At 67.6% G+C, this 21,219-nt stretch carries 20 protein-coding genes and 1 pseudogene; 14 read left to right on the top strand and 7 right to left on the bottom strand.

Features of this window, described 5'->3' with window-relative positions; translation table 11 throughout:
* Positions 1–20: 20 nt before the first annotated feature.
* Positions 21–533 carry a hypothetical protein gene (locus GOPIP_RS09140; protein ID WP_006369356.1) on the top strand — a complete coding sequence of 171 codons (513 nt, stop codon included), beginning with the start codon at positions 21–23 and terminating at the stop codon, positions 531–533.
* Between the two features lie 70 nt (positions 534–603).
* Positions 604–1,887 (top strand): alpha-hydroxy-acid oxidizing protein, encoded by a 1,284-nt coding sequence (locus tag GOPIP_RS09145; protein WP_006369357.1) that lies wholly within the window; start codon positions 604–606, stop codon positions 1,885–1,887.
* Between the two features lie 14 nt (positions 1,888–1,901).
* On the opposite strand, the gene GOPIP_RS09150 is transcribed toward GOPIP_RS09145, so the two are convergent.
* Complete coding sequence (locus tag GOPIP_RS09150; protein WP_006369358.1) at positions 1,902–2,840, bottom strand: oxygenase MpaB family protein; 939 nt, start codon at positions 2,838–2,840, stop codon at positions 1,902–1,904.
* Positions 2,841–2,962: 122 nt separating this feature from the next.
* Between GOPIP_RS09150 and GOPIP_RS09155 the strand changes: the two genes are divergently transcribed.
* The 4 genes from GOPIP_RS09155 (at position 2,963) to GOPIP_RS09170 (ending at position 6,716) form a co-directional block, all read left to right on the top strand.
* Positions 2,963–3,679, top strand: a complete 717-nt coding sequence (locus tag GOPIP_RS09155; RefSeq protein WP_006369359.1) for a TetR/AcrR family transcriptional regulator — start codon at positions 2,963–2,965, stop codon at positions 3,677–3,679.
* On the top strand, positions 3,676–4,374 hold the full coding sequence (locus tag GOPIP_RS09160; RefSeq protein ID WP_006369360.1) for a TetR/AcrR family transcriptional regulator: 699 nt from the start codon (positions 3,676–3,678) through the stop codon (positions 4,372–4,374). The genes GOPIP_RS09155 and GOPIP_RS09160 overlap by 4 nt, the downstream gene beginning before the upstream one ends.
* Positions 4,375–4,476: 102 nt before the next feature.
* Positions 4,477–5,694 (top strand): acyl-CoA dehydrogenase family protein, encoded by a 1,218-nt coding sequence (locus tag GOPIP_RS09165; RefSeq protein WP_006369361.1) that lies wholly within the window; start codon positions 4,477–4,479, stop codon positions 5,692–5,694.
* Positions 5,691–6,716 carry a phosphotransferase family protein gene (locus tag GOPIP_RS09170; protein WP_006369362.1) on the top strand — a complete coding sequence of 342 codons (1,026 nt, stop codon included), beginning with the start codon at positions 5,691–5,693 and terminating at the stop codon, positions 6,714–6,716. Before GOPIP_RS09165 ends, GOPIP_RS09170 begins: the two co-directional genes overlap by 4 nt.
* 17 nt (positions 6,717–6,733) lie before the next feature.
* Here GOPIP_RS09170 and GOPIP_RS09175 read toward each other — a convergent pair whose 3' ends face one another.
* Complete coding sequence (locus GOPIP_RS09175; RefSeq protein WP_006369363.1) at positions 6,734–7,438, bottom strand: histidine phosphatase family protein; 705 nt, start codon at positions 7,436–7,438, stop codon at positions 6,734–6,736.
* A 183-nt stretch (positions 7,439–7,621) separates the two neighbouring features.
* Between GOPIP_RS09175 and GOPIP_RS09180 the strand changes: the two genes are divergently transcribed.
* Positions 7,622–8,038: a VOC family protein gene (locus GOPIP_RS09180; protein WP_006369364.1), complete on the top strand. Its 417-nt coding sequence runs from the start codon at positions 7,622–7,624 to the stop codon at positions 8,036–8,038.
* Positions 8,039–8,146: 108 nt separating this feature from the next.
* Complete coding sequence (locus GOPIP_RS09185) at positions 8,147–9,319, top strand: GGDEF domain-containing protein (protein ID WP_006369365.1); 1,173 nt, start codon at positions 8,147–8,149, stop codon at positions 9,317–9,319.
* 12 nt (positions 9,320–9,331) lie between these two features.
* On the opposite strand, the gene GOPIP_RS09190 is transcribed toward GOPIP_RS09185, so the two are convergent.
* The gene (locus tag GOPIP_RS09190; protein ID WP_006369366.1) at positions 9,332–10,414 is read right to left on the bottom strand and encodes a sigma-70 family RNA polymerase sigma factor; all 1,083 of its coding nucleotides are present in this window, start codon (positions 10,412–10,414) and stop codon (positions 9,332–9,334) included.
* Between the two features lie 523 nt (positions 10,415–10,937).
* Here GOPIP_RS09190 and GOPIP_RS09195 point away from each other — a divergent pair.
* Entirely contained in the window at positions 10,938–12,248 is a 1,311-nt protein-coding gene (locus tag GOPIP_RS09195; protein WP_006369367.1) for an ROK family protein, read from the top strand.
* A 256-nt stretch (positions 12,249–12,504) separates the two neighbouring features.
* Here GOPIP_RS09195 and GOPIP_RS09200 read toward each other — a convergent pair.
* Positions 12,505–13,361 (bottom strand): annotated as a pseudogene (locus GOPIP_RS09200) (ABC transporter permease).
* Positions 13,358–14,371: an ATP-binding cassette domain-containing protein gene (locus tag GOPIP_RS09205; RefSeq protein ID WP_006369369.1), complete on the bottom strand. Its 1,014-nt coding sequence runs from the start codon at positions 14,369–14,371 to the stop codon at positions 13,358–13,360. The pseudogene GOPIP_RS09200 and the gene GOPIP_RS09205 overlap by 4 nt, the downstream one beginning before the upstream one ends.
* A 185-nt stretch (positions 14,372–14,556) precedes the next feature.
* Between GOPIP_RS09205 and GOPIP_RS09210 the strand changes: the two genes are divergently transcribed.
* Genes GOPIP_RS09210 through GOPIP_RS09225 form a run of 4 tightly spaced genes read left to right on the top strand, consistent with a single transcriptional unit; the run spans position 14,557 to position 17,699 of the window.
* Entirely contained in the window at positions 14,557–14,976 is a 420-nt protein-coding gene (locus tag GOPIP_RS09210) for a TOBE domain-containing protein (protein WP_006369370.1), read from the top strand.
* 55 nt (positions 14,977–15,031) lie between these two features.
* Positions 15,032–15,799 carry a molybdate ABC transporter substrate-binding protein gene (modA, locus tag GOPIP_RS09215; protein WP_006369371.1) on the top strand — a complete coding sequence of 256 codons (768 nt, stop codon included), beginning with the start codon at positions 15,032–15,034 and terminating at the stop codon, positions 15,797–15,799.
* Positions 15,800–15,816: 17 nt separating this feature from the next.
* Positions 15,817–16,599 (top strand): ABC transporter permease, encoded by a 783-nt coding sequence (locus GOPIP_RS09220; RefSeq protein WP_006369372.1) that lies wholly within the window; start codon positions 15,817–15,819, stop codon positions 16,597–16,599.
* Positions 16,596–17,699 carry a sulfate/molybdate ABC transporter ATP-binding protein gene (locus GOPIP_RS09225; RefSeq protein ID WP_020172601.1) on the top strand — a complete coding sequence of 368 codons (1,104 nt, stop codon included), beginning with the start codon at positions 16,596–16,598 and terminating at the stop codon, positions 17,697–17,699. Before GOPIP_RS09220 ends, GOPIP_RS09225 begins: the two co-directional genes overlap by 4 nt.
* On the opposite strand, the gene GOPIP_RS09230 is transcribed toward GOPIP_RS09225, so the two are convergent.
* Entirely contained in the window at positions 17,672–18,601 is a 930-nt protein-coding gene (locus GOPIP_RS09230) for an adenylate/guanylate cyclase domain-containing protein (protein ID WP_006369374.1), read from the bottom strand. The two genes, GOPIP_RS09225 and GOPIP_RS09230, sit on opposite strands and share 28 nt — an antisense overlap.
* 76 nt (positions 18,602–18,677) lie before the next feature.
* Complete coding sequence (locus GOPIP_RS09235) at positions 18,678–19,847, bottom strand: TetR/AcrR family transcriptional regulator (RefSeq protein WP_006369375.1); 1,170 nt, start codon at positions 19,845–19,847, stop codon at positions 18,678–18,680.
* A 130-nt stretch (positions 19,848–19,977) separates the two neighbouring features.
* On the opposite strand from GOPIP_RS09235, the gene GOPIP_RS09240 reads away from it, so the two are divergent.
* Positions 19,978–21,189 (top strand): acetyl-CoA C-acetyltransferase, encoded by a 1,212-nt coding sequence (locus GOPIP_RS09240; RefSeq protein WP_006369376.1) that lies wholly within the window; start codon positions 19,978–19,980, stop codon positions 21,187–21,189.
* The last annotated feature ends 30 nt before the right edge of the window (positions 21,190–21,219 follow it).

Below are 21,219 nucleotides of genomic sequence, written 5' to 3' on the forward strand. Positions count from 1 at the left end.
GAGTTGGCGAGAGTGAAGGCATGTCCACAAACACAGCTCTGCCCATCGTTGTCGGCGTCATCGTCCTCGGCTACATCTTCTACCGCCAACTCACCGAACGGCCGATCAAGGACAACCCGCTCAAACTCCCGGTGATCCTGCTGGTGATCGGCGTCATCAGCTCCGTGAACTACCTCCAACACGCACCGCGGTTGACGGTCGGTGAGGTCGTCTCGACGCTGCTCGGGTTCGTGGTGGCCGCGCTCATCGCCGTTCCGCGCGGGCACACGATGCACATCTACCGCAACGCCGCGGGGGTGATGGTGCGACGGGGCAATGCGGTGACCATCGCGCTGTGGTTCGTCGCCATCGGCGCCCACCTCGCCATCGCGGTGTTCGGCCCCACGGTTTTCGGCGAGCCACGGGGCAGCCTCGGCGGGCTCGAGAGCGCGACGATCCTGGTGTTCCTCGGCATCAGCCTCGGGGTGCAGGGGCTCGTGGCGCGCAAGCGCGTGCTCGCCCACGGCCGGACCGCACACAGCCTCGCCGGGTGAGCGGTGCGTATCTTCGACTGCGATGCCCGACGATGGATGTCGCACGGGCTGCCGACACGAGGAGGTCGCGATGACCACGCCGGGGTGGGGACGCATCCGCCAGAACGACATCTACACCGCAGGCATTCACGATCGGCGCCCCACGGTGCCCACCGACTTCGCCGAACTCGAGCGTCGTGCCCGCAAGGCAATGTCGGAGCGGGCGTGGGCCTACATCGCCGGCGGTGCGGGGGAGGGGCGGACGATGGCGGCCAACCGGGCGGCCCTGGATCGGTGGGCGATCGTGCCGCGTGTGCTGCGCGATGTGTCGCAGCGCAGCCTCGAGACGGAATTGTTCGGTGCCCGGTTGCCCGCGCCGATCCTGTTCGCGCCGGTGGGAGCGGGTGGGCTGGCCATGCGTGACGCCGACGTCCACATCGGGCACGCGGCCGCCGAACTCGGTGTGCCCTACATCTTCTCCAATCAGGGCAGTGCGCCGATGGAACGGGTGGCCGCCGAGATGGATGGTGTGAAATCCGGTGCGCCACGCTGGTTTCAGCTGTATTGGTCCACCGACGACGATCTCGTCGACTCGCTGCTGCGCCGCGCCGAGAACGCCGGCGCCCAGGCCGTCGCCGTCACCCTCGACACCACGATGCTCGGATGGCGACCCCAGGATCTCAACCTCGGTTCGCTGCCCTTCGCCAAGGGTGAGGGCATCGCCCAGTACACCTCCGACCCGCGGTTCACCGAGATCGTCGCCGGTCGCGCCGCGGGTGCGCCCGGCGAAAAACCCGAGATCTCGCTCGGCGCCCTCAAGACCCTGTTCTCCATTGCCCGCAACACGCCGGGAACGTTGCTGCGCAACCTGATCCGGCCCGAGCCGCGCGTGGGTGTGCAGACCTTCCTCGACATCTACTCGCGTCCGTCGCTGAGCTGGACCGAGATCGCCTCGCTGCGCGAGCGGACGTCGCTGCCGATCGTCCTCAAGGGAGTACTGCATCCCGACGACGCCCGCGCTGCCGTCGACGCGGGGGTGGACGGCATCATCGTGTCCAATCACGGTGGCCGCCAGATCGACGGCGAGATCAGCTCACTGGACGCGCTCACCGACATCGCACCGGTCGTCGACGGGCGGTGCAAGGTCCTCATCGACTCCGGGATCTACACCGGCGCAGACGTGTTCAAGGCGCTGGCACTCGGCGCCGACGCGGTGTGCATCGGTCGCCCGCACATGTACGGGTTGGCGATCGACGGCGCCGACGGTGCCCGGGACGTGGTGGCCAACATCATCGCCGAGCTGGATCTCACGCTCGGGCTGGCCGGTGTCACCTCGGTCGACGAGGTGAACACCGACGCGCTGCGACGGATCTGACCCCGCCTGCGACCTCAGACCAGCGGGCGCTTGGTCCGCATCCGCCACTTCACGTCGGCGAGCAGCAGGTTGAACGGGAAGGCGCGCAACGGCTTCGGCAGGCGCATGATGATCGCGCGGGCAATTGCGTTGTGCGTGTCGAAGAATCGCTGCTGCCACGGCTTCATCTCGATGCCCATGGCGGCGCGGAAGCCCTCGGGCAAGAAGCCGAGGGTGAAGATCTCCGAATGCCACCCGAACAGCCGCGAGACGATCGGGTGGGCGAACTCCATGCGAGCGATCGACATGAGGTGATCGCGGATGACCGGGTCGATCTCGAGCCGATCGATCATGCCGTTCCAGTAGTCGTCGAAGTCGGCGCGGGTCGCCGGCCACATCTCTCGTGGCATCTGCAGGGTGGTGCCCATGACGGCGCCGGCCTGGTAGGCCTGTTCGGTGATCGCGTCGGGGTCACCGAAGATGCGCTGCACGTCCTCCCACCCCTTGTAGAGGCAGGCCGCCACCCATAGCTGCAGTTCGGGATCGAAGGCGTTGTACTCCACCGGACTCTCGGGTGTGGAGCGCACCTTGGCATGCGAGCGCCCGACCGCGCGGCGATAGGCCTTGCGCACCTTGGGGTCGCCGCTGGCCGCCACCGCGAGATAGGCGAGCGTGGTGCGGGTGCGCTTGACCGGGTGCTTGAACAGGTTGCCCGAATCCACCCGGCTCTCGTACACGCCGTAGCCGACGGCCGGTAGTGCCAGCTGCATGATCACGTTGGCCGGACCGGCCAGCGTGGCGATGCCCAGCATCTCCATGTTCGCCGCGGGCAGGGCGTCGAGCTCGGCCCGCGACATACGCGCCGCGCGCGGCAGGAATTCGGTGTCCGGGGCGGGTGCGGCGAGGTTGGCCTCGAGGGCACTGTCGTGCGGGAGTGGTGAATTGCCGAGTGCCGCGGCGTCTTGTGTGGTCATGTTCCGACCTCCGATCGGACCGGATGTGCGCGAGACCCCTCGAATCGCGCCAATCTGGTAACGGATGTTTCCCGATTGATTGAACCTGTTCTCGCCGAAAGATGTCAAGGGAGGATGACAAGATGGGAGCCGTGACCGACGGCTCCCCGCGCGATGCGACACCGCAGGCCGAATCGGATGCCGTGCGCGCCGACCCGCAGGCCGCCGGTGCACCGCTGCGTTCCTACGGGGGTGTCGACGGCGACGAGCGGATCTCCCGTCGCCGCGAGGCGCTGATGGACGCGACGCTGGAACTCCTCGACGCCGAGGGGGCGGTCACGGTGCGCGGTATCTGCCGGGCGTCCGGGCTCAACCCGCGCTACTTCTACGAGAGTTTCGAATCGGCAGACGCGCTGGTCGCGGCCACGTTCGACCGGGTGATCGAGGAGATCTCGGAGGCGGCGCTGACCGCCTTCGCCGCCGGGGTCGGCGTGGCCGGAAAGGTCTCCGGTGCCGTCGGTGCGATCGTCGACATCGTCGACGCCGACCGCCGCAAGGGGCAGTTGCTGTTCTCACCGTCCCTGCTGTCGCCGGTCGTGGCCGCCAAACGCAACGAATCCACCGGGCTGTTCGCGATGTTGACCCTGCACGCCGCCTCCGATGCGCTCGCGACGGAGGTCGGTCCGGCGGCCATCGCTGCCGCCCAATTCCAGGTCGGGGGGCTCGGTCGCCTCGTCTCCACGTGGCTCGACGACGAGATCCCGCTGGGTCGCGACGAGCTCGTCGCGCTGAGCGTGCGGCTGATGATGTCGCTGGTGGGTGCGGTCACCGACGGTGGTGACGATATGTTGGAGCCATGAGCGACGGAGTGGGTGACACAGGGGTCGAGGAGGCGACAGCGGATTCCCGGTCGGATGGTCCCGAGGGAGCGCACGCGTCGGAGGCCGTGCAGACCACGTCGTCGTGGCGCGATTACGGCGAGGCCGAGCTGCCGGTGCCGCTGGCCGCCGCGCTGGCCGCATTCGCCGAGCACGGCTATCACGGCACCTCGGTCCGGGAGATCGCCGCGCGCGCGGGCCTGTCGGTACCCGGGCTGTATCACCACTACCCGTCCAAGCAGTCGTTGCTGCAGGGGTTGCTCGAGCGCACCATGACCGATCTGCTGGCCCGCTCCGAGCAGGCGATCCGCGAGGCGGGGCCGGAGCCGGTGAGACGCTTCGACGCCGTCGTCGAGTCGCTGTTGCGTTTCCACATGTATCGCCGTGAACAGGCCTTCGTCGGGTCCACCGAGATCCGCAGCCTCGACGACTCGTACAAGCCCACCTACATCGGGCATCGGGACCGACAACAGCACATGGTCGACGAGATCGTCTTCGCCGGGGTGGAGGCGGGCGACTTCGAGACCGAGTACCCCAAGGATGCCGCGCGTGCGGTGGCGACCATGTGTGTCGGGGTGTCGACCTGGTTCAAGCTCGACGGAGAACTCGGTGCCGACGAATTGATCCGCCGGAACCTGGTTCTCGCCCGCCAGATCGTCGGCTACCGTCGGGGCTGAGCCGAGCGCTTGACCCACGACCGGTGGGATGGCAAGGTGTGGTCTCGACAGAGCGAACGCTCGGTCGGCATGGGCTGATCGGGCTTCAGTTGAGGAGACCGAATGCCCATTGACCTGAGTTACGGCGCCGACGTCGAGGATCTGGTCACCAAGACCTCCCGCTTCATCAAGGAGTATGTGCTGCCGATCGAGGAGCGCTTCGGCGGCGACATCGAGGCCGCGGGCGGCGACGAGATCCGCCGGGAGATGAACGCCAAGGCCAAGGCCGAGGGCATCTTCGCGCCTCACGCGCCGGTCGAATTCGGCGGGCTGGGGCTCGACATGTCCGACCGCGCTCCGGTGTTCGAGGCGGCCGGTTATTCGACCTTCGGTCCGGTGGCGCTGCACATCGGGGCGCCCGACGAGGGCAACGTGCACATGCTCGCCCACATCGCGAGCGAGGAACAGCGCCACACCTACCTCGCACCCCTGGCTGCCGGTGATGTGCGCTCGGCGTTCGCGATGAGCGAGCCGTCGCCCGGTGCCGGCTCGGACCCCAACGCCCTCGCCACCATTGCGACCAAGGTTGACGGCGGCTGGAAGATCAACGGCGAGAAGCGATTCATCACCGGGGCCGACGGCGCCGGGTTCTTCATCATCATGGCGCGCACCGCGGGCTCGCCCGGCGACCGGGGCGGTGCGACGATGTTCCTCGCCCCCGCCGACCGCGAGGGCATCGCCGTGGGCCGTCACATCCACACCACCGACCGGTCGATGGTCGGCGGTCACTGCGAGGTCCGGTTCACCGATGTCTTCGTCCCCGATGCCGACGTACTCGGTGAGGTCGACGAGGGATACCGCTACGCCCAGGTGCGGCTCGGCCCGGCCCGCATGACCCACGTGATGCGCTGGATGGGTTCGGCGGTGCGTTGTCAGGACGTCGCGGTCGACTACGTTTCGCGCCGTGAGGGTTTCGGCGGCAAACTCGCCGATCTCGGCATGATCCAGCAGATGGTCGCCGACAACGAGATCGACCTCGCGGCCGCCCGCGCGCTCCTGGTCAAGGCGTGCGCCGAACTCGATCGCGGAGGCCACGCGTCCAACGAGACCTCGATCGCGAAAACCTTTGCCGCCGAGGCATTCACCCGGATCGCCGACCGCTCCATCCAGATGTGCGGTGGCACCGGCGTCTCCGACGACCTGCCGCTGGCCCGCCTGCAGAACGAGTTGCGGCCCTTCCGGGTCTACGACGGACCATCCGAGGTGCACCGGTGGGCGATCGCCCGTCGCACCATCGGGCGTGCCCGCAAGGCCGCAGCGGCCGCGGAGGCCGCCCAGTGAGCGCCGCATTCGATCCCCGGAGCGTCCTCGATCCCGCGGTTCTGCGAAAGTTCCTGGAGGACAACGATGTCGACGTCGCCGGTGATCTGCAGATCGATCTGGTCAGCGGCGGCAAGTCCAACCTGACCTTCTCGGTCACCGACGGGGTGAAGAAGTGGATCGCCCGCCGACCACCCACCGGAGGCCTCACGCCGTCCGCGCACGACATGGCCCGGGAGTGGACGGTGACCAGCGCGCTCGGTGCCACCGATGTGCCGGTGGCGCCGACCGTCGCCTTCGACGCCGACGGTGCGATCCTCGGTGCGCCGTGCACCGTCGTCGAATTCATCGACGGAACCGTCATCCGGACCGCCGCAGAACTCGACGCGCTCTCCGATACGGAGGTCGACCGCAATCTCGACGGGCTCGTCGCCACCCTCGCGGCGCTGCACGCCGTCGACTACGAGACGGTCGGCCTCGGCGAATTCGGCCGCCCCGCAGGCTTTGCCGGTCGCCAGGTGAAACTGTGGGCGCGTCAGTGGGGCATCGTCAAGACCCGAGAGCTGCCCGACGTGGAGCGGCTGTGTGGCATCCTCGCCGACCGCGTCCCACAGGACGCCCGCGCGACCATCGTGCACGGCGACTACCGCGTCGACAACACCATCCTCGACGCCACCGACCCCGGAAAGGTTGCCGCGGTGGTGGATTGGGAGATGTCGACGCTCGGCGACCCGATCACCGACGTCGCCCTGATGTGCATCTACCGGGAACCGGTCTTCGACACCGTTCTCGGATTCGACGCCGCCTGGACCAGTCCGCGGTACCCGTCGGCCGCCGAGATCGCCCAGCGCTATGTGACCGCGACCGGAAACGACCTGGGGGACTGGGACTTCTACCTCGCGCTGGCGAGTCTCAAACTCGGTGTGATCGCCGAGGGCATCAGCCATCGCGCCCGGGCCGGGGCCTCCCCGGAGGCCGGCGCAGAGAAGGCCTCGGAGGCGACGGCGGAGTTCATCGCGGCGGGGCTGCGATACGTCGGGTGAGCACCCGGGCGTAGGCCCTACCGGAAGGTCGCGACACCACCGTCACGGTCGTCGAGGTGGGTGTGCTCGTTGAACGAGACGACCGAGACGCCGCGGCGTCCGACGATCAGCTTGGTCACCGACGCGTTGATCATGGCGCGCGCCACCGCGGGCCACCGCTGCGAGGGCACATCCCACAGGTCGGCGATCCACTGGGCGATCACGCCCGCCGAGGACACCACCAGCACCGTCTGGCCGCTGCCCGCGTGCGCGGCGGCGTCGTGTCCGGCGGCGTCCACGCGTTCGCGGAAGGCGCGGTAGGTCTCGCCGCTACCGTCGTGCGCGGCATCCGGGGTGTCGTCGCGATCGATCCAGGCCGACAGCGAATCGTCGAGCCGTTTCTGATAGTTGCGACCGTCGGCGAACTCGGCCGCGCTCGCCTCGCCGACCAGCGCCGGCAGCGCGTATTCGTTCCAGCGCGGGTCGATCACCGCCTCGGGGGCGTCGTCGAAGCGGCTCAGCACCCCGGCGAGGGTGTCGCGCTGACGCGGCAGATCGCCGCAGATGGCCGTGGTGATCCGCGCGGTCTGCGCGGCCAGGAGATCGCCGGTGAGACCGGCCTGCACGATCCCGGTGGGGGTGAGTCCGCCGACCTCACCGGAGGCGCTCGAGTCCTGCGACCCGACGATCCCGTACGCCTGCGGGTCGGCCTGACCGTGCCGCACCAGATAGATGACACCCATGAACCGAGCCTATTGGGGGCCTCGACGTCGGTGACCTCGAGGGTGGGCATGACCTCTGCCGATGACTTCGCGGGTGCCGACGGGTCAGTCCTTGGTGACGATGCACAGCTGCGATCCCCCGACACCCTTCTCCGGACGGCGCGGACGGCGCAGCTCCGGACCGGGCGGTGGGTGGTGGCGCCGATGATGTTCGTCAATCTGCCCGTCGCCGACGTGTCGCGATCGCGCGAGTTCTTCGGCCGGCTCGGATTCGTCTTCGACGAGATGTTCTGCGATCGGTCCACCCTGTGCATGTCGGTGAACCAGCAGACGATGGTGATCATGCACCGCCGCAACCGTTTCTGCGGCTACGCGTCGTCGCCGGTGGCTGATCTGCGAGCCGGGCGGGAGGCAGTTCTGGCGTTGTCGGCGTCGTCTCGGACCGAGGTGGACCGATGCGCCGACGCGGCGTTCGACGCCGGGGCCACGCCGCTGCGTGCCGCCGACGACCTCGGCTTCATGTATGCCCGCAGTTTCTGCGACCCCGACGGGCACGCCTGGGAGTTCGTGTGGATGGACGGCGCGCAGATCGCCGGCGAGCCGGGTTGGCGAAGTGAATGACCGATAGCTGACTCGGCAGTAACGTTGCGCCTGCCGAATGCGATTATTTGTTTCAGTGAATCGCGATGGTCCGTTCCGGGCACCGGATGCGGTGGGGAGGACTGTGAGGTGGAGAAGACGCGCACAGGCAAGTCGCATACAGGCGAGTCGCACGCAGGGCAACAACCGAGTGGAGTCGGTCGCCGGCCGGTTCGTGACCTCATTCGCGAATGGTCACGCTCCGGCGACGAGGGCCGGTGGCTACGCGAGTTCTGCGCGCGGCGCGGGTGGGGACGATTCCTGGCGCACTGCTGTGCCCTCGGCGGGCTGGTGATGGCTCTGGCGGTGCTGTTCAATGCGATCGTGGGCGCGCAATTGGCCTACTCGAGCAGCCGGTTGGTCATGTGGATCTGCGTGGCGGTGGGGGTGCTGTGGGCGCTGCGCTGGCTGGGGCCATGGCCCAACCAGCGCGAGATCGTCGGGCTGGTCATCGTCGGGGACATCACCATCGGCGCCGCCTGTCTGCAACACTCCGACCGCATCACCGGTATCGCCGGCATCTCGTTCTTCGCCGTCCTCGGCATCGTGGTGGCACTGTTCTCCACCCCGAGCGTGCAGGCCGTCCACCTCACCGTCACGGGCGTGGTGCTCGTGGTCCTGCTGATCTTGCTGGGCCGGGAGCAGGGTATCGCCGTGCTCGTCGGGGTCGGGATGCCGAAGGCGTTGGGGGAGATGATGGTGTGTGCGGGCCTGCCGGTCGTGCAGTTCGCATACTGGGTGATGCGTACCAACGCCGACGACTCACTGTGCGATCCGTTGACCGGCGTCGCCAACCGGCGTGGCCTCGTCGACCATCTGGCACGTCTCGACGCCGAGTCCGTGGTGCACCCGGTCTCCGGTGAGGCGTGCGGCGTGATGTTGGTCGACGTCGACGACTTCAAACACGTCAACGACACCTTCGGGCACGGTGCCGGCGACGCCGCGCTCACCCGGGTGGCTGACGTACTCACCGAGGTCTTCGGTCCCGAGGCACTCATCGCGCGCGTCGGTGGCGACGAATTCGTGGTCATCGGCCGGGTCGGTGACCACCGGTTCCGGGCATGCGCCCGGGCCGCCGCCCGCGCGATCAGTGCGTTCCCGGACCCGTCGATCACGGTGTCGACCGGAATCGCCACCGCAGCAGAGCCGTTGTCGGCCAACCTGTTCGACGAGCTGGTCGAACAGGCCGATCAGGCCATGTACCGGGCGAAGGGTCGCGGGCGCCCGCGGCGAGATGGAGTGGCGTCGGAGAACATCGCGTGACGGGTGGGTGACTCAGTCCGGCTGGTGATACGCGCTGGGGCCGGCCGCGGCAGGAGCTTCATACGGGGTGGCCGGGAGCCCGAAGCGGGCGAAGTCCTGCTCCATGGTCTCGCTGAAGAAGGCGACCACGTGGGCGACCGCACGGGCTTCGGGGTCCAACTCGAGAACCTGCAGTTGGAACGGACGATGGACGCCGTCGGGCTCGCGCATGTACAAACCGAAGGCCGGCTGCCCGTTGGCGATGGTGGGCAGCAGGATCTGATCGCCTGCCTTCTCGGCAGGGCAATTGCCGCGGATGAGCGTGCCGATGGCTTCGCCGCCGAGATACCAACCGGTGAACGGCGGCATCTCCCAGATCGACGAATCGGTGAACATGTCGACGATGGCGTCGACGTCGTAGCGTTCGAAGGCCGACACGTACTTGGCCAGTAACTCGCGCTTCGCGTCGTCATCGAGTGTGGATACCGAATCCTCTTCGGTGCGAACATTTTTCAGCTGCTCCCGAGCGCGCTGAAGCAGACTGTTGACGGTGGCGGTGGTGACGCCGATGGTGTCGGCGACCTCGGCTGCCTTCCACTGCAACACATCCCGCAGGATCAGAACGGCGCGCTGACGCTCGGGCAAGTGCTGCAGGGCGGCGATGAACGCGAGACGAATGGATTCGCGTGCGCCGACGACATAGGCGGGGTCGGCGTCGTCGCCCGGCGTGATCTCGTCGACGGTGCCGGCGTACGGCTCGAGCCAGGGGACCTCGTGGTCCTGGGTGAGGGTGTCGGTGGGGTCGTACGCGTCGCCGCCGAGTCCGGACGGCAGCGGGCGACGCTGGCTGCTGCCCAGCGCCGTCAAGCAGGTGTTGGTGGCGATCTTGTGCAGCCAGGTGCGGACCGACGCGCGCCGGTCGAACTTCGCATACCCGCGCCACGCGCGTAGATAGGTTTCCTGGGTGAGATCCTCGGCGTCGTGATGCGACCCCATCATGCGGTAACAGTGGGCGATGATCTCGCGGCGGAAGGGCTCGGTGGCCGCCAGGAACTCGGCGTCGGAGGGGCCGGAGGACAGAGTCGTCGCCGGAGGAGTGGCGGGGGTGACGGACATGCAGACAAGGCTACGACGGCCCCCCGACAGCTTCCAGGCGATTGACAGACTCACGACCCGGTGGCGGCCCCGGCGACTTTTGTGCGGCGTGCGTCAAACCCGGGTCGACGCACCACGGTCGGCCTATCATCGCCGGTGAGCGCCCATGTGTGCAGGTCAGGGCGCGTGTTGCCAGGTGTGACGTGTGCACGTGCGCGCTTGCGGATGCGGCGCGCCGATTGCTAGCTTGAGGTCCATGACGTGCAGCGAGAACAGACGCATCCCGGAGGTGACCTACATGATCACCGCCCTGGGTTGTCGTCTGCCGTTCGCTCGTGTCCTGTGTTGTTGTCGAATGTCCTGATCGCCGAGTCTCTCAGCGTCCTTTCCCGACGCCCGCGATCTCCTTCGCCTCTTTGACAACCCTTCCCACAACAACGCCATTCGCGGTGCTGAAAGCCTCGGCGCCGCAGCCCCCGTCGAGACACTCGACCGTTGGACGCCGATGGCAGCCTGTGGCACATTCACGAGGACACATTCACTCATGACCGCAACGATCGACCACCGCACCCGCACCACCGTTCCGTCGCCCGCCTCGCCGCGCGTCGTCCGGCCCCGTCCGATCCCCGGTGGTTCCGCCCGGGTCGATACGCGGGCGCTGCGCAAGGGGGGTCGAGGCATCCACGTAGCGACCCCGCAACTCGAACTCTCCACCAAGCCCTCGGCGCTGGTGCTGCGTACCGCCCGACTCTCGGGCCCGGTGTTCCGGGACGAAGCCGCCGAACTCACCGGACTGTCCATCTCGACGGTCAACCGCCAGGTCGGCGCACTGCTCAAGGCCGGACTGCTGCGTGAACGCGCCGATCTCGCACCGGCCGGCGCCATCGGGCGGCCGCGACTGCCCTTCGAACTCAACGTCTCGACGTTCCTGACCCTGGGCATCCACATCGGTTACAAGGTCACCTCCATCACCACGCATGATCTGCTCCACCGCGTGGTCGGCGCGATCCAGATCCCCACCCCGATCGCCGACACCCCGGAACAGACCCTCGCCGCAATCGGCGAGAGCGCCCAACGCTTTCTCGGCCGCTGGACCACTCGTCGCGTCCTCTGGGCCGGCGTCGCCGTCGGCGGTCGGGTGTCGCCGGGCGGATTCGTCGACCACCCACGCCTGGGTTGGGAGAACGCTCCGGTCGGGCAGGTCATCGCCGAGTCGGTGGGGCTGCCGGTGTCGGTGGCGTCGCATGTGGAGGCCATGGCCGCCGCCGAGCTCGTCGTGAACCCCAGCGGTTCCGACGCCGATCAGCGGTCGAGCTTCCTGTACTTCTACGCCCGCGAGATGGTCGGGATCGCCTTCAGCGTCGACGGCACCGTGCACACCCCTGCCGGAGGGCCGCCGGTGATCGGGCACTTCCCTGCGTCGGGTACCACGCTGCTCGACCCGAACCGGACCGGTCGGCTCGAGCCCACCGTGTCGGATACGGGTGTCGTCGAGGCGGCGCAGTCGCTGAATCTGCCGGTCAACGACATCGAGGGGGTGCTGGCTCTGGCCCGCAGCGGTGACGCGACCGCCCGCGCCCTGCTCGAGGAGCGAGCCCAGGTGCTCGGCCGTACGGTGGCACTGATCGCCGACATCTTCAACCCCGATCACGTGATCCTCGGTGGGCAGGCCTTCACCGACTACCCGACGACCCTGCCCGTCGTCGCCGGATCGCTGCGGGAGACCTCGGTGGTGCCCAATCGCGATGTCCGCGTCTCGCATTCGGGCACGACGGTCCAGCAGCAGGCAGCCGGTGCGGTCTCCCTCGACGCCGTCTACAGCGATCCGCTCGCCGCGCTCGCGGTCACGGAGTAGGTCGGAAACAGTCTTGGCGCAGGGGGGTCTCGAGGCTTCGTCGCTATCGCTCCTACGCACCTCGACCATCGGGGCAAGCGCATCGACCATCGGGATGGGTGCACGCTTCTCGATGGTCGAGGTGTGACGACCCCCTGTGGCGAGGGGCCTCGAGGCCGCCGTCGGCTGGTGCTGGTTCGGAATCGGCGTCGGCGCAGGGGGTCTCGAACCGGTGGTAAGCACGTCGACCATCGGCGGCGGGGTGCTCCCTGCCGGGTCAGTCGGCCGTGCGCTTGGCGTAGTTGCGCAATGCGAACGGGGAGAAGATCGCGGTCAAGATGATCGCCCAGATGAGCGTTGCCAGTTCGGGATGACGCAGCGGCCAGGCGGCGTCGGCCGCGGCGTCGGGGCCGTTGCCCCAGAGCACGCGCATCGCCTGAACCAGCGCCGACATCGGGTTCCATTCGGCGATCGCCCGCAGCCACGACTGCATGTTCTGCGTGGGCACGAAGGCGTTGGAGACGAAGGTGATCGGGAACAGGATCGAGAACATGAACCCGTTGACGGCCTCGACACTGCGCAGCCACGAACCGATCAGCACACCGAACCAGATCATCCCGAAACCGAAGAGCAGCACCAGCGCGAAACCCAACGCGCCCTCGGCGACCGAGGTGGTGATCCGCCAGCCGATGATCAGCCCGGTCAGGGCCATCACGACGATGCCGATCGAGGAGTGGATGAGGCTGGCGATGCTGCGTCCGACCAGCACCGAGGACCGACGGATGGGCAACGACCGGAAGCGGTCGACGATGCCCTTCTCCAGGTCGGCGGTGATCCCGGTGGCGACGATGAACGCGGTGAACACGATCGTCTGTCCCATGATGCCGGGCAACAGATATTCCTTGTAGCTCACCCCGGGTACGCCGAGGCTGATCGCCGGACCGAAGACGAAGGCGAACAGCACCACGAACATGATCGGCTGAATCGTCACATCCGATAGCATCTCGGCATGCGTCGGGTATGGATGAGATTGCGGCGCACCATGATCCAGGACTGCTGCGCCAGGTTCGTCTGGTGTACCGCAGGCCGGTCGGTACGGGCGGTCGCGGTGGTGGAGGCACTCGTGGTGGTCATGCTGCTCCTTCGTTGGCCGACTCGTCGTCGGCAGGGGCGTCTTCGGCGCGATGGCCGGTGAGGGAGAGGAAGACGTCGTCGAGGCTCGGACGGACCAGGCCGAGGTCGTCGACGGCGATCTGTGAGTCGTCGAACCAGCCGGCGATGCGCGTCAGATCCGACAATCCCGCGGCAGCGGTGGTGACGGTCCGCGCGTTCTCGTCGACGAAGACCTCGTTGCCGCTGCGCGACAGCAGGTCCCGTGCTTGCGGGAGGTCGGCGTCGTCGGAGACGGTGATCACCACGCTGGCCGCGCCTGCCTGTTGTTTCAGCTGCAGCGGGGTGCCGTGGGCGATGATCGCGCCGCGGTCGATGACGACGATGTCGTCGGCGAGCTGATCGGCTTCCTCCAGGTACTGGGTGGTCAGCAACAAGGTGGTTCCGGACTTCACCAACTCGCGCAACACGTCCCACAGTTCGTTGCGGCTGCGCGGATCGAGGCCGGTGGTCGGTTCGTCGAGGAACAGCACCGGTGGTGCGGCCAGGAGGCTCACGGCCAGGTCGAGTCGTCGGCGCATACCACCCGAGTACGAGCGGACCTGTTTGTCGGCGGCATCGGTCAACGAGAACTGTTCGAGGAGTTCGTCGCCGCGCCGGGCGAGGTCGCGACGGCCGATGCCGTAGAGCCCGCCGATCATCTTGAGATTCTCGCGACCGGTGAGGATCTCATCCACGGTGGCGGCCTGCCCGGTCAACCCCATGTTCCGGCGCACCGCGTCGGGTTCGGCGATGACGTCGTGACCGGCGATGCGCGCGGTGCCACTGGTCGGGGTGGACAGCGTCGTCATCATGCGCACGATCGTCGTCTTGCCGGCGCCGTTGGGGCCGAGCAGCCCGAGAACCGATCCCGGGGCCACGGAGAACGACACGCCGTCGACGGCGGTGAAGTCGCCGAAGGTCTTGACCAGATCGACGGCTTCGATCGCGGGATGGTCGCCGAATGCGGCTCCTGAGGAGGGTGCTGCGGTCATGGTTCTCCACGCTAGTAGACGGAACGGGTGGGTTGGCCAGCGATTTTCTCGGCGCCGGCAGTGCTCGCAGGTATGGACCGCGAGCGCATGCGCAATTCATCGGTGAACGAGCAAACACACGTCGAATACCGCGAATACGGCTGGTGAGCGACGATCTCTCCGATTCTGCGGATAAGCTACGTGCCATGCCCTCGATCCGGATCCGTGATGCGGCGCTTCTGCTGGGAGTCAGCGACGACACCGTGCGGCGATGGATTGCGGCCGGAACGTTACCCGCGAGCACCGACAACGCTGCCGGGTCGGCCGGCGGGGTCACGACGGTCGACGGTGCGCGCCTGGCCGAGATCGCCGTCGAACGCGCCCACGCCGATGCCGCGACATCGCCGATGCTGACCTCGGCGCGCAACCGGTTCACCGGATTGGTCACCGATGTCGAGATGGACGGGGTGATGGCCAAGGTGGGTCTGCAATGCGGGCCGTTCGCCGTGACCTCGCTGATGAGCGCCGAGGCGGCCCGCGAACTCGAACTCGAGCCAGGTGTCGTGGCGACCGCGGTGGTCAAGGCAACCACCGTCATCGTCGAACGTGCCGCCGCGGATTTGTGACCCGTCGTTCAGTGAGCGATCCCGATATCTCCCGTAACCCCGACAAGGAGTACAGATGACCACGGTTCGACGTGTGACCCGCTTGGCGTGCCTGGCGAGCGCCGCAGCGCTCATCACCGGCCTCGCGGCGGGTTGTTCTTCCGACGACAACGACAAGACCCCGCTGACGGTCTACGCGGCGGCGTCGCTGAAGAAGACGTTCACCGAGATCGAGACCGCCTATGAGAAGCAGCATTCCGACGTCGATGTCACGCTGAACTTCGCCGGGTCGTCGGCGCTGGTGAATCAGATCAAGCAGGGTGCCTCCGCCGATGTCATCGCGACCGCCGACGAACCGACCATGGGCAAGCTCGGCGGTCTCGTGAACGCGCCGCAGGTCTTCGCCCGCAACACCCTGGTGATCGTGACCGCGAACGGAAATCCCAAGCAGGTGCGGGATTTCGCGAGCCTGTCCGATCCGTCGATCCGCACCGTGGTGTGCGCCGTCGAGGTGCCCTGTGGTGCGGCCACCGCCGAGGTCGAACGCAATACCGGCGTCGACGTCAAGCCGGTGAGCGAGGAGTCGTCGGTGACCGCGGTACTCACCAAGGTCACCTCCGGTGAGGCCGACGCCGGACTGGTCTACGTCACCGACGCGAAGACGGTGCCCGGCAAGGTGACGGTGGTCGACGACGCAGCCTTCGGCAAGGTCGTCAACAACTATCCGATCGCGACGCTCAAGGCGAGCAAACATCAGCAGCAGGCAACCGATTTCATGAGCTTCGTGCTCGGCGAGACCGGTCAGAAGATCCTCACCGACGCCGGTTTCGCCGCGCCGAACTGACCCTCGCCGATCTCCGGATGCGCCGCGTTCCCCGATGGATTCATCTGCCCGCCCTGCTGGGGGTGGCGCTGATCCTCATCGGGCCCCTGGCGATCATCGTGCGGATGCCGTGGGGGATCTTCGTCTCCTCGGTGACCTCACCGGATTCCGTTGCGGCACTGCGGTTGGGGGTGGTCACCGCGGTGGTGTCCACCGTGGTCTGCGTGGTACTCGGGGTGCCGATGGCCATCGTGTTCGCCCGCTACGACGGCGTCGTCGTCCGGGTCGTCCGCGCACTGGTTCTGCTCCCGCTGGTGTTGCCGCCGGTGGTCGGGGGAGTGGCCTTGCTCTATGCGCTCGGTCGATACGGTCTCGTCGGACAGTACCTCGACCGCGTCGGCATCACGCTGGCCTTCACCACTCCGGCGGTGGTGATCGCGCAAACCTTTGTGGCACTGCCCTTTCTGGTGCTCAGCGTGGAGGGCGCGTTGCGCAGTGGTGATCAGGGGTTCGAGCGGATCGCGGCGACTCTCGGTGCGTCACCGACGCGCACCCTGTGGCGGGTGACGCTGCCCATGGCGCGTCCGGCGCTGCTGGCCGGTGGGGTCCTGGCATTCGCCCGTGCACTCGGCGAGTTCGGTGCCACCATCACCTTCGCCGGGAACCTTCCCGGAACCACGCAGACCGCACCGCTCAAGATCTACCTCGACGCGATCAACGACCCGAGTCAGGCGTTGCCGCTCGCCCTGGTGTTGATGGTCGTGGCCCTGGTGATCGTCGTCGGTGTCCACCTGCGACGCTCGACCGTGGTGGCGGCGTGACCGGTATGGCGATGAATTCGCTGGAGCAGCAGGGTTTTCGAGCATCGGTGCGGTGCACTGTCCCCGATCTGGTCGCCGATATCGAGGTCGCGCCCGGCGACACCCTCGGCATCATCGGCCCGAACGGAGCCGGGAAGTCGACCTTGCTGTCGATCGTGGCGGGCCTGCGTCGCACCCCCGACTCCAGGGTCGCGGTCGGATCGCGAATTCTGCAGGGCGACCGGACCTTTGTCGAACCACACCGTCGATCGGTGGTGTTGCTCGAGCAGAAGGCCAGACTGTTCGGTCATCTGTCGGTGCGGCGCAACGTCGAATTCGGCCCGGCGGCGGCCGGGTTGTCGCGCAAGGACATCCGGAATCGGGCACAGCGCTGGCTCGACGCGGTCGGGGTGGCCGACCTCGCCGACCGCATGCCGTCGGGGCTGTCCGGTGGGCAGGCGCAGCGGGTTGCGATCGCGCGTGCGCTGGCCACCGAACCCGAGGTGCTGTTGCTCGACGAGCCGTTCGCCGCGCTCGATGTCGATGTGGCCCAACAGATGCGTTCGCTGATGCGTCATCTCCTCGCCGACCGTGCCGGGATGACGGTGCTGGTCACCCACGATCTGATCGACGTGGTCAGCCTCGCCGATCGGATCGCGGTGATCGACGACGCCCGCATCGTGCAGACCGGCCCCACCACCTCGGTGCTCACCCGGCCCGAATCGGCGTTCACGGCGTCGCTGGCCGGGACGAACCTGATCGTCGGGCAGTTGCGTGACGCCGGCACCGTTGTCGCCGACGACGGCATCCGGGTGGTCGGTACCGTGGTCGAATCCGCAGCCGCCGGTCGGGCGGCGGCGGCCTTCTCGCCGCGCGCGGTGGCGGTGTATCTCCGAGACCCGCAGGGCAGTCCGCGCAACAGTTGGCACGGAGTCGTGGAAGACGTGATACCGCAGGGTGATCGGGCGTTGGTCCGCACTCGATGCGGCGAGCACCGGATCGGGGCCGAGGTGACCTGGGCGTCGGTCGTCGACCTCGATCTGAGTCCGGGCACCGACGTCGTGCTGAGCGTGAAGGCCACCGAGGTCTCGGTCTACGGCGCTGCCGGATCACCCTCGTAGTACTTGTTGGCCTCGAGGACCTTGGCCCGCAGTTTGCGATACCCCCGCACCGACAGTGGTGAGATCGACCGCAGGTGAAAGGGTTCGGCGTCGGTGAGGTCGGCGGCAAGGGCCTCGTCGACCAGGACGGTACCCGGCCGGGCCGAACCACACAGGCGGGCAGCGATGTTGACCGGTTCACCGAAGAGGTCGCCGAGCCGGCTCAGGACGGCACCGCGGGCGAGCCCGACCCGTAGGGGTGGAATCGGTCCGTCGTCACTGAGTCGCTGGATCGCGAGCGCCGCGGCGGCGGCCTCGGCACTGTCGTCGAAGCTGAACATCACCGCGTCGCCGAGGGTTTTGATGACGTGACCGCCGCGGTCGGTGACGATGTCGAAGGTGCGCTCCTCGAAGTTCTCGAGTAGATCTTCGAGCTCGCCCATCCCGATGCGCCGCGACAGGCTTGTGTAGCCGACGATGTCGGCGAAACCGACCACGAGGTCGTGCTTCTCGTCGGAGTCGCGGGCGACGTCGCGTTCGAGCGCGATCTTGAGGTGACGTCGCCAGATCAACCGCTGGATGACGTCGATGGCGCCGATCATCTGCTCGCGGGTCCACGGGACGTCCGGATTGCGATCGAGATCCAGGATCTGGTCGGCCTGCCATTCGGTCAGCCGCGACATCGTTTGTCCGATCGCCCGAGCGGTGGCGATCTGGGCCTGCTCCGGCAGGGTCTCCTCGGAACTGGCGAACAGCCGCAAGGCGTCGACCTCGTCGGCGGTGAAGATCTTGTCGGTCGTGGTCCGATGCGCGAAACCGAAGGCGTTCCACAGCCTCTCGGCGTACTCCGGCGAGACTCCCAGCTCGGCGATGAGCTCGTCGCGGGAATAGCGTGGCTCACCGGGATCAGCGGCGGAACTCATCGGGGCGGCTCCCGTCGTCGTGGTCCCGGTGAGTCTAGCAACGGTGGTGGCGTACGCCGCTGACACGAGCGTCGTGTCAGACCCCCAGGACACCCTTCATCAGATATGCCATCCGGGCCGGGAAGTCGGGACGCGAGGTGCCACGTCGGACGCGGACCGCGTCGTTGACGATCGACAACGCGGCGTGTACGGCCACGCCTGCCTCCGGCCGGTCGAGGTCGGGATGGGTGCGCGTCATCAGGTCGACCCAGCGGGCGACGTAGTTTCGTTGGACGTCGAGGAGGTCGGCGGCGTCGGACTGGCCGATGAAGACCGCCGAGTTGTTGAAACCGACCGACAGGTCCGGGCTGGAGGTGAGCGTCGAGACGTACGAATCGACCAGCAGGGACAGGAGTTTCGCGCTGTCCGACGTGGTCGAGTGGGCGGCCATCGCGCCGGCCTCCAACCGGGTGGCGCTGCGCCGGCCGATGCCGACGAGGATGGCGAGCTTCGAACTGAAGTGCCGGTAGACGCTGGGACCGGTGATCCCCACCGCGGCACCGATATCGTCAACGCCCACACCGGCATAGCCGCGTCGGGCGAACAATTCGGCTGCGGCGTCGAGGATCTCGTCGCGGCGGGTACGGGATCCGCCGGTCATCACCGGCGCCGGCACCATCGGCGGGGCCGAGTCGGGTCGCAGGGTGATCAGCCGATGCACGAGGATCTTGAGCTCGGCCAATGACCGGGTGGCCGACAGGCGCGCGTTGTGCACGCCCAGACTTCCGGCGACGCTCAGCGTCGCCCAACACAATTCGACGGCCTCGCGTTCGGGCATGCCGGTGCCCGCGGCGAGGACCCCGGCCCACCGGTGCATGACGCCGCGGATGCGCAGGACGATCACCCGGTTCTCCTCCTCGCTGAGGTGCTGGCTGGCCGAGCGCCACAGTGACGTGGCCGCGGGTCTGCGCACCCCGATCGAACACACCGCGTCGACGAGTTCCTCCGGGCTCGAGTCGGTGTCGTCGAGCAACCGGTCGGTGCACGCCTCCAACTCGTCCACGCCGCCCATCACCGCGGCCAACAGCAAGGCGTGCTTGTCGGCGAAGTGCCGGTAGACCGAGGGCGCGGTGACACCGGCCGCCCGCGCGATGTCGGCGAGGGCGACCTGGGTGTAGCCGCGCTCGGCGAACAGCGTCGCCGCATGGTCGGCGAGCTGCCGCTTGCGGTCGGCCGGTCGGGCGCGGGTGGGCTTCGGGCTAGGCATGGTGAATCGACCATAGCGCAGAATTGCCGGTCAGGATCAAGTGTTGACCACCGGGTATGGCCAAATAAGTTATTCCGCGTTAGCCTGTCGTGGTAACCGTCTCCGGTTCATGTGAAAGGAACACAGCATCGTGGCCGATCAAGCATTCATCTACGAGGCGTTGCGTACGCCGCGTGGCAAGCAGCGCGGCGGAGCGCTGCACAGCATCAAGCCGGTTGATCTCGCATCGGGGATCATCAACGAGGTTCTCGCCCGGCACGGGGGACTCGACCCGGCAGAGATCAACGACGTGATCTTGGGTGTCGTGTCGCCTGTCGGTGAGCAGGGTGGCGTCATCGCCCGCACCGCGGCTCTCAACAGCGGTCTGCCCGAGACCGTCCCCGGCACCCAGATCGACCGCTTCTGCGCGTCGGGCCTGGAGGCCACCAACATGGCGGCATCGAAGGTCGCCTCCGGCTTCGACGATCTGGTCCTGGCCGGCGGCGTGGAGTCGATGAGCCGTGTCCCGATGGGCTCCGACGGTGGCGCCCTGTTCATGGACCCGGCGACCGCCTATGACCACTACATCACCCCTCAGGGCATCGGTGCCGACACCATCGCCACCATCGAGGGCTTCAGCCGCGAGGACGTCGACGCCTACGCCGTCGAGTCGCAGAATCGCGCCGAGAAGGCGTGGACGAGTGGTTACTTCGCCAAGTCGGTGGTTCCGGTTCGTGACATCAACGGTGTGATCGTGCTCGATCACGACGAGCATCGTCGTCCGGGCACCACGGTGGAGTCGCTGGGCAAGCTCAAGCCCGCCTTCGCCGCGCTCGCCGAGATGGCCGGCTTCGACGACGTGATCATGCAGAAGTACCCCTTCCTCGAGAAGATCAACCACGTCCACACCGGCGGCAACAGCTCCGGCATCGTCGACGGTGCCGCGGTCGTGCTGCTGGGCAGTGAGGCGGCCGGCAAGCGCAACGGCCTGACCCCGCGCGGTCGCGTCGTGGCCTTCGCCGAGGTCGGCTCGGAGCCCTCGATCATGCTGACGGGTCCGACCCCGGCGACCGAGCTGGCGCTGAAGAAGGCCGGTCTGACCGTCGACGACATCGACGTGTTCGAGCTGAACGAGGCGTTCGCGTCGGTCGTCATGAAGTGGATGAAGGATCTGAAGATCCCGCACGAGAAGGTCAACGTCAACGGCGGCGCGATCGCGATGGGTCACCCGCTCGGTGCGACCGGCGCGATGATCTTCGGTACCTGCCTCGACGAGCTCGAGCGCACCGGCGGTCGCTACGGCCTGGTCACCCTGTGCATCGGCGGCGGCATGGGCGTCGCGACCATCATCGAGCGTCTCTGACGGCCACCTCACCAAAGGAATCTGCGAAAA

Source organism: Gordonia polyisoprenivorans NBRC 16320 = JCM 10675 (assembly GCF_000241325.1).
Classification (GTDB): Bacteria; Actinomycetota; Actinomycetes; order Mycobacteriales; family Mycobacteriaceae; genus Gordonia; species Gordonia polyisoprenivorans.

Excerpts from the sequence above, each read along its gene's own strand:
- GOPIP_RS09140 (WP_006369356.1), top strand. The coding sequence starts at position 21 with ATGTCCACAAACACAGCTCTGCCCATCGTTGTCGGCGTCATCGTCCTC.
- GOPIP_RS09145 (WP_006369357.1), top strand. The coding sequence starts at position 604 with ATGACCACGCCGGGGTGGGGACGCATCCGCCAGAACGACATCTACACC.
- GOPIP_RS09150 (WP_006369358.1), bottom strand. The coding sequence starts at position 2,840 with ATGACCACACAAGACGCCGCGGCACTCGGCAATTCACCACTCCCGCAC.
- GOPIP_RS09155 (WP_006369359.1), top strand. The coding sequence starts at position 2,963 with ATGGGAGCCGTGACCGACGGCTCCCCGCGCGATGCGACACCGCAGGCC.
- GOPIP_RS09160 (WP_006369360.1), top strand. The coding sequence starts at position 3,676 with ATGAGCGACGGAGTGGGTGACACAGGGGTCGAGGAGGCGACAGCGGAT.
- GOPIP_RS09165 (WP_006369361.1), top strand. The coding sequence starts at position 4,477 with ATGCCCATTGACCTGAGTTACGGCGCCGACGTCGAGGATCTGGTCACC.
- GOPIP_RS09175 (WP_006369363.1), bottom strand. The coding sequence starts at position 7,438 with ATGGGTGTCATCTATCTGGTGCGGCACGGTCAGGCCGACCCGCAGGCG.
- GOPIP_RS09180 (WP_006369364.1), top strand. The coding sequence starts at position 7,622 with ATGATGTTCGTCAATCTGCCCGTCGCCGACGTGTCGCGATCGCGCGAG.
- GOPIP_RS09190 (WP_006369366.1), bottom strand. The coding sequence starts at position 10,414 with ATGTCCGTCACCCCCGCCACTCCTCCGGCGACGACTCTGTCCTCCGGC.
- GOPIP_RS09195 (WP_006369367.1), top strand. The coding sequence starts at position 10,938 with ATGACCGCAACGATCGACCACCGCACCCGCACCACCGTTCCGTCGCCC.
- GOPIP_RS09205 (WP_006369369.1), bottom strand. The coding sequence starts at position 14,371 with ATGACCGCAGCACCCTCCTCAGGAGCCGCATTCGGCGACCATCCCGCG.
- GOPIP_RS09210 (WP_006369370.1), top strand. The coding sequence starts at position 14,557 with ATGCCCTCGATCCGGATCCGTGATGCGGCGCTTCTGCTGGGAGTCAGC.
- modA (WP_006369371.1), top strand. The coding sequence starts at position 15,032 with ATGACCACGGTTCGACGTGTGACCCGCTTGGCGTGCCTGGCGAGCGCC.
- GOPIP_RS09220 (WP_006369372.1), top strand. The coding sequence starts at position 15,817 with ATGCGCCGCGTTCCCCGATGGATTCATCTGCCCGCCCTGCTGGGGGTG.
- GOPIP_RS09230 (WP_006369374.1), bottom strand. The coding sequence starts at position 18,601 with ATGAGTTCCGCCGCTGATCCCGGTGAGCCACGCTATTCCCGCGACGAG.
- GOPIP_RS09235 (WP_006369375.1), bottom strand. The coding sequence starts at position 19,847 with ATGCCTAGCCCGAAGCCCACCCGCGCCCGACCGGCCGACCGCAAGCGG.